This window comes from Clostridium neonatale, assembly GCF_001458595.1.
In the GTDB taxonomy this organism is placed as follows: Bacteria; Bacillota; Clostridia; order Clostridiales; family Clostridiaceae; genus Clostridium; species Clostridium neonatale.
Genome location: NZ_LN890328.1, coordinates 2,517,671 through 2,531,664, shown reverse-complemented (window position 1 = coordinate 2,531,664; position 13,994 = coordinate 2,517,671). Strand labels below are relative to the sequence as shown.

At 24.4% G+C, this 13,994-nt stretch carries 10 protein-coding genes; 7 read left to right on the top strand and 3 right to left on the bottom strand.

Annotated elements, in window-relative coordinates; genetic code table 11:
* The first annotated feature begins 72 nt into the window (after positions 1-72).
* The 3 genes from BN2920_RS18330 to dut all read left to right on the top strand — a co-directional run bounded on the left by BN2920_RS18330 (position 73) and on the right by dut (position 7,093).
* Positions 73-5,352, top strand: a complete 5,280-nt coding sequence (locus BN2920_RS18330; protein WP_058296411.1) for a GGDEF domain-containing protein — start codon at positions 73-75, stop codon at positions 5,350-5,352.
* Between the two features lie 68 nt (positions 5,353-5,420).
* Positions 5,421-5,933, top strand: coding sequence for a prealbumin-like fold domain-containing protein (locus BN2920_RS18325; protein ID WP_058296410.1), 513 nt, complete (start codon positions 5,421-5,423; stop codon positions 5,931-5,933).
* Between the two features lie 719 nt (positions 5,934-6,652).
* Positions 6,653-7,093 (top strand): dUTP diphosphatase, encoded by a 441-nt coding sequence (gene dut / locus BN2920_RS18320; RefSeq protein ID WP_058296409.1) that lies wholly within the window; start codon positions 6,653-6,655, stop codon positions 7,091-7,093.
* A gap of 138 nt (positions 7,094-7,231) precedes the next feature.
* Here dut and BN2920_RS18315 read toward each other — a convergent pair whose 3' ends face one another.
* The 3 genes from BN2920_RS18315 to BN2920_RS18305 all read right to left on the bottom strand — a co-directional run bounded on the left by BN2920_RS18315 (position 7,232) and on the right by BN2920_RS18305 (position 9,226).
* On the bottom strand, positions 7,232-8,032 hold the full coding sequence (locus BN2920_RS18315; protein WP_058296408.1) for a metal ABC transporter permease: 801 nt from the start codon (positions 8,030-8,032) through the stop codon (positions 7,232-7,234).
* Between the two features lie 21 nt (positions 8,033-8,053).
* Entirely contained in the window at positions 8,054-8,725 is a 672-nt protein-coding gene (locus tag BN2920_RS18310) for a metal ABC transporter ATP-binding protein (RefSeq protein ID WP_058296407.1), read from the bottom strand.
* A gap of 84 nt (positions 8,726-8,809) precedes the next feature.
* The gene (locus tag BN2920_RS18305) at positions 8,810-9,226 is read right to left on the bottom strand and encodes a hypothetical protein (protein WP_058296406.1); all 417 of its coding nucleotides are present in this window, start codon (positions 9,224-9,226) and stop codon (positions 8,810-8,812) included.
* Positions 9,227-9,528: 302 nt separating this feature from the next.
* Here BN2920_RS18305 and BN2920_RS18300 point away from each other — a divergent pair, with 302 nt between their 5' ends.
* From BN2920_RS18300 to BN2920_RS18285, 4 genes are all read left to right on the top strand, one after another.
* The gene (locus BN2920_RS18300) at positions 9,529-9,927 is read left to right on the top strand and encodes a DUF6762 family protein (RefSeq protein WP_058296405.1); all 399 of its coding nucleotides are present in this window, start codon (positions 9,529-9,531) and stop codon (positions 9,925-9,927) included.
* A gap of 170 nt (positions 9,928-10,097) precedes the next feature.
* The gene (gene pepF / locus BN2920_RS18295; RefSeq protein WP_058296404.1) at positions 10,098-11,888 is read left to right on the top strand and encodes an oligoendopeptidase F; all 1,791 of its coding nucleotides are present in this window, start codon (positions 10,098-10,100) and stop codon (positions 11,886-11,888) included.
* A 401-nt stretch (positions 11,889-12,289) separates the two neighbouring features.
* Entirely contained in the window at positions 12,290-13,279 is a 990-nt protein-coding gene (locus BN2920_RS18290) for a rhomboid family intramembrane serine protease (protein WP_058296403.1), read from the top strand.
* The gene (locus BN2920_RS18285) at positions 13,279-13,893 is read left to right on the top strand and encodes a DUF2238 domain-containing protein (RefSeq protein WP_058296402.1); all 615 of its coding nucleotides are present in this window, start codon (positions 13,279-13,281) and stop codon (positions 13,891-13,893) included. Before BN2920_RS18290 ends, BN2920_RS18285 begins: the two co-directional genes overlap by 1 nt.
* Positions 13,894-13,994 lie beyond the last annotated feature (101 nt).

The window sequence follows — 13,994 nt, the reverse complement described above, 5'->3', positions numbered from 1 at the left end:
GAAATACTTTTTTATGGTATAATTTACTTATATATTTATATTATGGAATTGAGTGGTAAAAGGGTGGCGTTAATGAAAAGGATTAATGGTAGTTATATTATCCAAAAAGAAGTTGACAATGAAGAATTTTTTACTGGATATTTGGTAAAAGATGAAAAAAGTAAGAAAAAATCTATATTATATATTTTAAAGAGTGGATTTATTTACGAAAAATCTAGAGAATACTTATTAAGTAAATTTAATACTATTAAGAATTTAAATTTCGACAATATGTTTAAATTAATCAATATTAAAATAATAAAGAATATTGATGGTATAAATTTAGATAAACCTCAATATGGTTTTTTACTTGAAGATTATGATTATAAAAAAAATACTAAGAATTTTATAGAAGGATGCAATTTAAAAGAGAAACTAGATATATTTATGGAAGTTTGCGCTTCAATCAATACCTTAAATATTAAAGGGTATGTTTATGATAAAATAAATATAAATGATATTAAAATAATCGTTGATAAAAATAATAGTATTAAAATAAAGCTAAAAAATATTTTACAAAATGAATTGAAAAAAATGAATCTATATAGTTCACCAATGAATTTAAAGCTATTTCCATATAGTTTATATAATAGGGATGAATTTTCAAATGAATTAAATAATATGAATGAGATTATTAATTTATTTAATGAAATTTTTTCTGAAGAAGATCTTAATTCTGATTTAACTGAAATAAAAGAAATTAAAAAATTTTTTAGATATATAAAGACATTAAATAAAATGTGTACAATAACTGATTTTATTAAATATGTTAATAATAGATTGAAAGCGGAATATACAGTATTTATTGAGAGTGGCATAAATAAACCAAAATTTAATTTAGATATTATTGGACGAGAAGAAGAATTGAATATAATAGAAAAAAAGTTTAATAATATTTTAGAAAATAAAGATAAATATAATATAATATGCTTTAAGGGCGAAAATGGGACAGGAAAAACAAAAATTTTAAATGAAATAGAATATATAATATCCAATAAATATTTAAAACAGATATTATATATAAAGAATCTAGAAGATATAAATCTATCTGTTGAAGAGCTTGAAGCATGTTTTATAAATTTCTTTGATGGTATTTTAGAAAAAATCACGCGAGAAAAATATGAATATTATATAAAAAGATTTATGGAGATTCTGATAAAAAATAAATCTGAAATTGATGATAATGAAAAATTAAAGATTGCTAATAGAATAGTTAAATGTATTAGTGAATATTCAGCCAAAAATCCAATAGTAATATTGATAGATAATTTAGAAGAAAAACATGAAATTATTAAGCTGCTTTTAAAGTATATATTGCTCCTAGATAGAAATACAGAGAATATAATGGTTGTGTTTACAGTTAATAACAGTTATTGTGATGAAGAAGTTTCATTGTTATTAAAGCAGCTTGAAAAATTAGAGAAATATGAAGAGTATACAATAAATTACTTTAACCAATATAATACAACCAAAATGATTAAAAATATTCTTAATTATAGTAAAGAAATAGATAAATTATCTATGGAGATATTCGCCAAAACCTTGGGTAATCCGCAATATATAATTAGCCTTATTGAAGAACTTTACAATAATAATTATATATGCTTTGATTTTAAGTCTGGAGTATGGAAAATAGATAAGGAATTCAAGAGTATAGCTATACCTGAAAAGATAGATAGTAAGGTGAATTTTATGATATCTTCACTAAGAGAAAGTGAAATACATATATTAAAAAAACTATCAATCTTTCTAACACCATTGCCAGAAAGAATAATATTGAAGTATGTAATAACAGGGGAAGAAGGAATAGAATCATATAATAAACTTAAAGAAAAAAACTTTTTAGCAGATAAAATAGGTGATAAGGGTCTATTAGTTGGTTTTACCAATGAGCTACTAAAAAATATATTATATTCCAAAATAGATGAAAAAACAAAATATGTAATGCATAAAAATGCAACTGAGTTTTTAGAAGAAGAAATATATAATGACGATTCATATGTTGAAGAATTCTTATATAATTTAGAAAAAATAGAGGAGTTTAACAAATTGTATTTTTATACAATTAGATGTGCTCAAGTTGAAAAGATATATGGAAATCCATCTAAATCAATACAGTATTATAAGAAAACATTTAAATATTCTGATGATAAAAATAAGTGTAATATAGCAATAAATATTGCTAAATTATATGAATGTATATCAGATCATGAAAATGGTTTAAAGTATTTTAAATTAGCTAATGAATATTCTTTTAAAAGAAGTAAAAAGGATATGCAAATATATACTAATATTGAGATAATAATAATAAAAATGAATAATTTTAACGAATGCAATCAAGATATTATATTATTATTGCAAAATATTAGAAAACAGTTAGATGAAATAAATTATCCTAAAGGAGAAGTGTATTATTATTATGCCCTTATGCTTAAAGCAAGGATAGAAGAAGAATATGAAATGATATTGGAGTATGGCTCAAAAGTTTTAGAAATATTAGATGAATTTAGGATAAAAGATGATGTTCATGGATGGATTTTAAATACTATTGCATTAGAATATAGAAGGATTGGGATATATAAACAAGCAAAAAAACTAATTTTGAATTCTACTAGACTATTTGAAAATAATAAAAATATGAATGGATATATATTTTCTAAAAATATATACACAGAATTATTAAAAGAGGAAGGCAGACCAATTGAAAAAATAATTGACAATCTAATAGAAATAAGCAGATTAAGTAATAGGAATAAACTCTATAAGCGAGAGATATTCAGTTTAATAAATATAGCAATATGTTATTTAAATATAGATAATTATGTTGAAGCGGAGAGATATATAACAAAAACATTAGAAAGACAAAGAGATGAATCAGTAGAATTTTATAGTGATATTATCTATAGTACTTTTTGTCTATTACAAATAAAATTAGGAAATATTAGGCTGGCAGTTAAATACCACACTTTATATCAAATGTTTTTAAATAATACCAAAAATCCAGAAGAAAACATGATCGATAATAGCATTTCATCATATTATTATAATTTAATATTTTATAACTATGATGAAGCGTATGAAATACTTAGAAAAATATATAATAAAATTTCAAATAAAAATGATTATAAAAGTAGATATATAGTATGTAACTATTATCAGATGTTACTGCTTAAATGTGAGAATGAATTAGATGTCAAAAATATATATAATATTTTAAAAAATAAATTAGAATATATAAATAATATAAATAAACAAATTGAAATAAAATTAAAAGCCATAAGATTTATATTAAAACTTGACTATAGAACTCTTGCAAATAAACTATTTAATGAAATTAAGGATTATCCTAATAATTATAATATGGAAGCATACTATATATATCTAGAATTATATTTTAAAGATAATAATTCACATTATAATTATCTAATTAACAAAGGGCTTAGAGTATGCAGCTTGTCCGTTGAAAAAGAAATAAAAAGAGATTTGTATGCAATTATAGGTGAAAAATACAGTGAAATGGAGTGTTATCAATTAGCATTTTATTATTACTATGAATCAATTAGTTTACATGTAGAAACATTGAAAGAACTACCTGTAAAGGAACAATTAATTTATATAAATAAGAGTAATTTTTTTTATGTATATAGATTATTAGTTGAATGCCTCAATGATAAGTTAAAAATAAGGATAAATTTTAAAGATTTTCACAACATAAATAATGAAAATGAATTAAATGATATTTTAAATGAAATTAAGATAACTAGATTATTGAACAATCAGTCTATATATAATCTTACACAGGGATTATATGAAAGACTATATTATAATAATTTAAATAATGCATATGATTTATTTTTCACATTTAACGAAGATATTATAAAAAATTTAGGAAGTATAGTAAAATACATTTCTAAAATAACTCTTTCAAATAAAGCTCTGTTGTTAATAGAAAATGAAAATGGAGAGAATGAGGTTGTATATAGTTATAGGATAAATAATGTTAATACAGTAAAATCATATTTTAATAATAAGATTGAATCTCAAGATAATGTTTTAATTTTATCTGAAAATGATATATATTTCAATAACCTAGAAATTGAATCTATGAAAATTAAAGGGTGCATGTATATAAGAATAAGGAATGAAGAAACATATTTAAATGGAAGTAATAAAATTAATGGAAAATTAATTTTGTTATCGGATAATGCAATTAATAATATTAATGACTCCTCAAAAATATTAGTTGAGAAATTAGTGCCATTCATAAACTTTATGTTGAAAAAATATAATTTAACAATAAGTTCAACACTAGATAAGTTAACTGGAGCATATAATAGAAGATATTTTGAACAAGCATTGACTAGATTGTTGGATAATGAAAAAGCAACAAATAATATTTTTGGAATAATAATGTTTGACATAGATGATTTCAAAGGAGTTAATGATAAATATGGACATCAAACTGGTGATGAAGTTCTTGTTAAAGTGGTAAAAGAAGTAAAGAAGAGCATATATAAAAATAATATAATTGGTAGATATGGTGGAGAGGAATTTTTAATATTAATTCCTAATGCAGATGAAGAAAAAATGATTAATTTAGCTGAGACAATAAGAGAGAATATAGAGAAGGCTAAAATTTTAGGTGAAAAAAGACCAATTACTGTTAGCATAGGTTCAGCTATTGGAGGAAATGAAGTACTAAGTAGTAGGGATATTATCAGTAGAGTTGATAGAGCACTATATAAATCTAAAAATGCTGGGAAAAACAAAGTTACTTTTTGGAGAAAAGAATTTGACGAGAATATTGAAGATGTGGATATTAATGGTGGGATGATTAGCGAAATGTTAAGAAGCCATAATTTAGATCTTGTAATAAGTGATATAGTTAATTTAATGAAATATAACATAACTAAAAAAGAAAGAATTCATCAATTTTCTCTTAAAATTATAAATACTATAAAGTGTGAAACTATTGGAGTATTTTTAATAGAAGATTATAAAATAAATAGTACTTTTGTTACTAGATTAAATGGTGAATTTTCATCTGACTTGGAGAATTTTAATTTAAATTTTGTGGATAAGGTAATAGGTTATGGTAAGAGTATATATAATATTGACTGGAATAACGGAAAAAAATATGAAGGGAATAGTATACCAGAATGGAAATCTGTCTGTTTAACACCTGTAATAAGTAATGGGAAAATTATAGCAGTCTTATATTTATACGATTCTATTAATAATAAAGAATTTGATAATAATGATTGTATTTTATTAAATAGCATAGCTCAATTGAGCATACCTGTATTTTCGTAAAATCATAATCACATAAAAGTTTTCTTTTCATATTATATTATTAGAGAAAATTTGGAAAGGAAGCCTCTATGGATGAGAATAAATTAAATAGAAATATTAATGTTAATTTATCTGCTGGAAATGATAAAGTGAAATATTATGAATGTAATGAAAATAATTGCATTTTTGAGATTGTAAATGAAGATACTGGTGAGGATAAAGCTGATTATATAATTGACTCAGATAAAAGTAGAATACTTAATACTTCAGAAGATAATAAGAGCCTAAATGGGCAGATTGCAGTTATATCAGTATTAGACTATGGAAAGCATGAATTGCTTCAAGGAACAAAAATAAATTTATATAGAATCAATGGACTATCCCCTGTTTTAATTGAATCAAAAGTTACAGATAATGATGGAAAAGTTGTTTTTACAAATATTGATAAGGGATGTTATAGAGTAATTGAAATAATAGATAAAAGATTTTTTGAAAAACCTAAATATATTAATTGGAATGAAATAATAATAGATGAAAATAATTCTAAACAAAAGGTAGTTGTAGTTAATAAATTAAAAAATAGAACTAAACAATATAAATAAGGGGCGTAGAATCATGGTTTAGTGGATAACAACCGAAATTCAATATATGATATGCTCGTATTGTAGGAAAATTTGAGTTAAAAATTCTACAGACAGAGGCTGTGCCCAAAAATGTTTGCTCCAACAACAAGTATTTGACAAACAATTTTGGAACAGCCTCTGTCTAAGAATTTAATAACTCAAATTTTCAATACAATACTACGTATATTCATATATTGAATTTCTTTGTTTTTCTCTAAAATCATATATATCCACTTTATTTTAATTATGATTAATGTTTTTTTATATTATATGCCTTAAAGTATATCTTCTAATCAATGGAGGTAACTTATTAAGTTACCTATAAAAATCACCTTAACCAGAATAGAATAAGCAAATTCATAAGAATATATATTCTGATATTTATAAATCTATATCTTTTTAAAAATGATAAAATATTAACCTTTTAAATCTTTAACATATATAAACAACTATTCCTTAATTTAAAAATGTATTTACGTATAGCAACAATAATACCACTACTATGAATTTAGATGAATCAAAGAAATAAAGCTCTTATGTTGGTGGTGTCATTTTTGTAGCAAGCGAGTCACACATAAGAGCTTTATTTCGGTTATTCCAATCTAAACTTTCTACGTACCTTATTTACATATGGTAATATTACTTATGGTTATGTATAATCATATTATCATTATTATTCAAGCAAAGGAGAAAGAGTTTTGGAACAATATAAATTAAAGATAAAAAGAATTTCAGATAAAGCAGTATTACCTAATTATGCTCATGAAGGAGATGCAGGATTAGATTTATATGCAGTAAAAGAATTGATTTTAAAATCGGGGGAAAGAGGATTAGTACATACAGGAATACAAATTGAACTTCCTAAAAATACAGAAGCTCAAATAAGGCCAAGAAGTGGTTTGGCATTAAAGCATGGAATAACAACTTTAAATTCTCCAGGAACAATCGATGAAGGATATAGAGGCGAAATTGGAGTTATTTTAATTAACCATAGTGGTGAAACTTTTAAGATTGAAGAAGGCATGAAAATAGCACAGATGGTAGTTAAACCAGTAGTGAAGGTCGAGATAACAGAAGTAGAAGAATTATCTGATGATACTGAAAGAAAGGAAAATGGATTCGGATCATCAGGAATCTAAAAATAATTATCAATTAACAATTATCAAATTTCAATGAAGGAAGATTTTGCAAAGCAAAATCTGAAAAAATATTATAGAAATTCTGTAAGAATTTCTTCCTTCATTGATCATTGATAAATGAAAATTGATAATTATTTTTTATTGTTCATATGCAAAAATTCTTTTATAAACTAATGTAAAAATAAGTATTATTACTGAAGTGAGTGCAATTGTTCCACCTGGAGCACTATTTAAATAATAAGATAGTATAAGTCCAAGCATTACATCTATGATTCCAAATAATATAGATAAAATTAAAGTTTTGTTAAATCCTTTTTTTAGCTGCATAGCAGTTGCTACTGGAACTACTATTATTGATGAAACAACTAGGATTCCCATTATTCGTATAGATAAAGAAATAGTAGCACCAACAATTAAAGTAAATAAATAATTTACTAGCTTAACATTTATTCCAGCTATTTTTGCACCATTTTCATCAAAAGTAACATAAATTAATTTATTATAAAGTATAATTAGAAGACCTAAACAAATCAATCCACATATACCAATTAGAAAAATATCAGAGCGAGTTACTGTAAGTATACTTCCAAACAAAAAGGAATCTACTTTAGCAGCTGCTTTTCCACTACTGATTAGTATAATTGCAATACCCAAGCTCAAGGTTAAGACAATTGACATGACAAGTTCAGCATATTTTTTATAATAATTTCTTAAAGATTCTATAATTATGGCACAAATACTTGTAAATAGAAATGCTGTTAAAAGAGGGTTTACTCCAATAACTAATCCTATAGCAACACCAGCAAATGAAGAATGAGATAATGTATCGCCTATCATTGAATAGCGTCTTAGTACTATGAATAGTCCGATGAACGGACATAAAATTGAAACAATAAATCCTGCAATGAATGCATTTTGCATAAAAGTTAATCCAAACATAAATCTTACCTTTCTTATTTTCTAAACAATACCAGATAAAGGACCATCATCTTTTAAATGGTTTATAAAATTATTTGTAGTATATAAATTCATTTTCCCATTCTCTATTTTAAGAATGTGAGTTGAATACTTAATAGCTATTTTAGTATTATGTTCAACTGAAATAATAGTTTTACCTAAATCGTTATTTAGTTGCTTTAATAATGGATAGATTTCCTTCTGACTTTTTTCATCTACTCCAGTTGAAGGCTCATCTAATATTATTAAATCAGGATCACCGATAAGAGCTCTTGCTATAAAGACTCTTTGCTGTTGACCTCCTGATAGATTTCCAATAAGAGAATTTTTAAATTTATTCATATTAACTTGATTTAATGCAGAATCAATTATTTTATGATCTTTTATTCCTAAAGCTCTACTATGGGAAGTTAACAATTCCTTAACTGTTAATGGAAATTCAGAATTAAAATTATCCAATTTTTGAGGAACATACGAAATCCTTTTTGATGAGATTTCTATATTACCGGAATCTGGTTTTAATAAGTTTAATATAAGTTTTATTAATGTACTTTTACAGCTTCCATTTTCACCAAGAATAGATAGGTATACTCCACTTGGGATATTTAAGTTAATATCTTTTAGCAATTCATTTCCTTTAACATATGAAAATGATAAATTATTTATATTAATCAATAGTTCTTCAACTCCTTAAGCATATGAATATATTATACACTTATATGCAAATGATTTGCAATAAATAAAAGATTATTTAAGGAACTAATATATGTGTTTTAAAACCCAAATATCATTTTCTTTCTGAAAATTAGCTATAATAGATATGGTTTTATGTGGGGCTTTCTTAGATAGTCCGGAAACCTTAACTATTTCAGTAGAACCTTTTGATTCAATTACTGAAATAGAGTTAACTCTAAATAATCTTTTATTGGAAGGAAATCCTTTTGTAAGATTATATTCAATAGAATACGATAAATCCTTACAATGTATATTTACATAGGTGTAATATGACGTTAAAAGTGATGTTAGTAAAATACAAATAATATATATTTTGTGACGGGATTTGTTTTTCATATTCAATGATTTTTTTGATACATGCTTTCTTTTATTATATGATTTTTGTTTATAATTCTCATCAAATTCAATAGTTTCAAGTTTTCTTACTGAATTAGTAACCATTTGTGCACCTCCAATAAAAATAATCACAGAAAAATATTACCATATTATTACAGTTGAATAAATAGCATCTTGGAAAGAATCGAGTGACTTTATATATTATTATTGCTAAAAATAAGACATATTACGTAACCTTGGAAATGTTAATTGTTGAATTGTATGTTTTTTGATATAATTTTTATTAACAAATCTCATTAAATTAATAAAATTTTGATTTATTTGTTTATATATAAAGGTATATTACTAATATATTTGTTTAAGAATAAGTAAAGGTATATACAATAAAATAATAGGATGGTGTAAGTATGGATTTTTCTAGTTTAGTTTTAATGGAAAAGGATAATGAAACAGGTTTTATAAAAAAAGAATTAGGAAGCTTTGAAGTAAGCGAAGGAGCTATATATGTTAAAAAATTATATATGCTAGATGATATTGTATATATGTATTTTGATACTAATAAGGATGTTGAAGAATGGGAATACTCTGCAATATATGATTTATTTAATGATGATATATTTGAAGAAAAAGGATATGAAATAGAGGAAGATTTAGATGAATATAATCCAACATATATAATAAAATTTAAATATGTAGATGATTATTCTTTAATCAAAGAAAAAATACAGGAATGTGTTTCGTTAATAGAAAGTGAAATGAATAATGTATTTGAATCTATAAAAGGTAAAGAAGAAGAATACTTATAGCAATGTACAATTCACAATTAAGGATGAAATCCCTACTGGATTTCTATATTTTATATTGCATGGATTTTACTAAAGTAAAATTTACCGCTAATTTTTAATTGTCAATTAAATTGTGAATTGTAAACTTGGGATTGTTAATTAAATTGTGAATTGAAGAAAGGGGTTTAATTATGAGTGAATTAAAAAAAAGAGAAGAAATTGATGATAAATATAAATGGAAAATTGATAAAGTATATAAGAGCATAGAGGATTTTGAAAAAGATTTTGAAGAAGTAAAAAAAGAAGCTGTAAAGCTTCAAGACTATTCAGGAAAATTAACTAATGGTGAAGCCATACTAGAATACTTAAAGTTAAATGAAAAAGTATCAAGAAAAGTTGAAAATTTATTTATATATGCCCATTTAAAAAGTGATGAGGATACATCTAATGCAACATATCAAGCTTTAATGAGTAAGATAGACATATATATGGCAGAATTCTCAAGCTATACTGCATTTTTCGTTCCAGAAATTTTAGCTTTAGATGATAAGTTTATTATGGATGAAATAGATAGAATTGAAGAGATGCATCAATATAAATTCTTGTTTGAAGATATATTAAAGGAAAAGCCACATATATTATCAAAAGAAATGGAGGAACTTTTAGCTTCAGCTTCAGACTGCTTGGATGCTCCTTCAGCAATTCATAATATGCTTACAAATGCAGATATGACTTTTGGAAAGATAAAAGATGAAGAAGGAAATGAAGTAGAACTTACAGAAGGAAACTATTCTTCATTTATAAGAAGCAAAGATAGAAATGTAAGAAAAGCTGCATTTGAAAAGCTGTTTAGTGAATATGAAAAATTTAAAAATACATTGGCTACATCTTTAACAGCTTCAATAAAAACCTTTAATTTTAATAGTAAAGTTAGAAAATATGAAAGCGCATTAGAAGCATCATTACAGCCTAATAATATACCATTAGATGTATATAAAAATGCTGTGAAAGTAATGAATGATAATGTATCTTCACTTCATAGATATGTAAAAATAAAAAAAGAATTATTGAATTTAGATGAAATTCATATGTATGATTTATATGTACCAATAATAGAAACTCAAAAAGAAAAAGTTGAATTTAATGATGGAGTAAAAATTGTACTTGAAGCATTAAAGCCATTAGGAGAAGAATATTTAGATATATTTAAAGGCGGTATCAATGATGGCTGGATAGATATATATGAAAATAAAGGAAAAAGAGGCGGAGCATATTCATGGGGTGGATATGATACTATGCCATATGTATTATTAAATTACAATAATGAATTAGAAGATGTATCTACTTTGGCACATGAAATGGGGCATTCAATTCATTCATATTATTCAAGAAAAGAACAGCCATATCATTATGCAGGATATACACTATTCTGTGCAGAAGTTGCTTCAACTACTAATGAAAAACTGCTTATTCATCATTTAATAGAAAAAGAAAATGATGAAAAGAAAAAACTTTCATTAATTAATACTGAATTAGAACAAATAAGAACAACTGTATTTAGGCAATTAATGTTTGCAGAATTTGAACTTTATACACATGAAAGCTTAGAAAAAGGAATTCCACTAACAAGTGAAGATTATAGTAAAGCATGGCATGAATTAAATGTTAAATATTTTGGACCAGAAATGATTGTTGATGAGAATATAGATATAGAATGGGCAAGAATACCTCATTTTTATTCAGATTTCTATGTTTATCAATATGCAACAGGATATGCCGCTGCATCTGCATTTGCAAATGCTATCTTAGAAGGAAAAGTAAATGCAGTTGAAAAGTATAAAGGATTCTTAAAATCAGGAGGCAGTGACTATCCAATAGAAATTTTAAAGAAGGCTGGGGTAGATATGACAACAAAGGAACCCTTAGAAGCAACAATAAAGAGATTTAATGAACTATTAGATATGATAGAGAAAGTAAAATAGTAAATTAGATCTTTGATATTACAACAATATATGAAGTCTGGTGAGAAGTGAAATATTAACACTATGTTCATAATATAAATGATACAATATACAATAAGTACTTACACATTGTATATTGTATTTTTTATTCTTTATGAAATTATATTTCTGTGCCATATGTGGACGATGTACCACTTGATGGTATAATTTTTATAGAAGTATGGGAATAACTAAAAAATAAATTGTATGCGTCTGGCCTTTTATTCGGCAAGATCAGAAAAACCAGAATGCGCTGAAAAAATAAACGGTTAAATGATTAATTTAATTAAGGTTATTTTATTCTATTGGATTTTAATTTTATAGAGAGTGACATCATAGTCGCCTTGGCGATTTTTTATTCTTAAACTTATATGGAGGAAAAGATGAAAAGCATTAGTTTTAATGATATGTTTTTTAGAACATTGATAGATAAGCATGGATTTTATATGAAACAATATAAAAGTAATTTTCATAATGTAGATAAATTTGTAGCAATGAAAGAAGTGGAAGGTGGAACATACTGTGTATTAATAACAGATGATGTAGATGAAAATATTGATGTCAGCGAGGCAATTGAGTTTCTTAATACTATAGGAAAAAAATTCTCTCTGAATGTTTTGATATTATCAACAGAAAATTATATATCTAATAGTTTGTATCATTTTAATAAACTTATTATAAATAGAAATGATAATAAAGTTATATTTTGTGATGAATCATGCTTGCCACTTCAGAATATATTTAATAGTATTGTTAAAAATAAGAAAGAAGATAGATTTGTATTAAAAGAGCAATTACCAACCATTATTTTGATTTTAATTAATACTGTGATATTTTTAATAACAGCATTTTTTTCTAGAAGTATTGTAGATATAAATACATATGTTTTATTAGTATTTGGTGCAAAATTTGGACCATTTATATCAGAGGGAGAATATTATAGGTTATTTACTTGTGCATTTTTACATGGAGGATTAATTCATTTATTATGCAATATGTATTCACTATATATTTTAGGACCACAAATAAATGCAGTGTATGGAACATATAAATATATATCTTTGTATATTATATGCTGCTTTACATCTAGTCTTATGAGTCTTATATGCGCACCAAATACAATATCAGTAGGTGCATCAGGAGCTATTTTTGGACTTATGGGAGCATTAATTGCTTTTGCATTTATAGAAAGAAAGCGAATAGATAAGAGGTTTATGTCTGGATTGCTACAGGTACTTGTTTTAAATTTAATTATAGGAATGAGTATTAGGAATATAGATAATTATGGGCATATTGGAGGACTTTTAGGGGGGCTAATAGTTGGATATATTTTTTATGCAATGAGGCTAAGAAGTAAGAAAGGAAGAAAATAATGCAAAAGAATATTATAAGTAAGAAATCTGATTTAATAACAGGTGCATTCTTATTAATTTTAATAGTAACTTTAGGCTGTGACTATTTACTATATAATAGAGAAAAAACATATAGAATAATTTTAACAATAAGTACTGTGTTAATCATTTGGTTTCTTTTTAGTAAGACTTTTATTAAAAAATCAAAATTTACTTATTATTGTATACTTACATTTGTTTTTTGCTCAATGTATGTTGGGAATATATTAAATATATATAGAGTTATACCATTTTATGATAAAGTTTTGCATTTTATATCAGGAATATTAATAGGTTTTATTGGATTCATTATATTTATGAACTTTAATAAAGAGAACATGAAGAATATTAATAAAGTTTTTCTTTTAATGTTTGTAATGAGTTTTTCAATTGCATTAGCTGGTGTATGGGAAATATGGGAATTTACTACTGATCAGTTATTTGGATTTAATTCCCAAAATGCAAGCTTAATAGATACTATGCTAGACATTATTTGTGGAACAATAGGTGGAATAATATCACTAGTACCAGTTATATTTTATTTTAGAAATAAAAAGAGTAAATTTATAGAATTAATTTTAAGAGATATATATTAGCAATAAGACTTAATATTATTAAAAACATATATGGTAAAAGTAAAAAAGCATATTGATGAAATAGAAAAATATAAACTATATATATAAAAAAATGAAAAAAA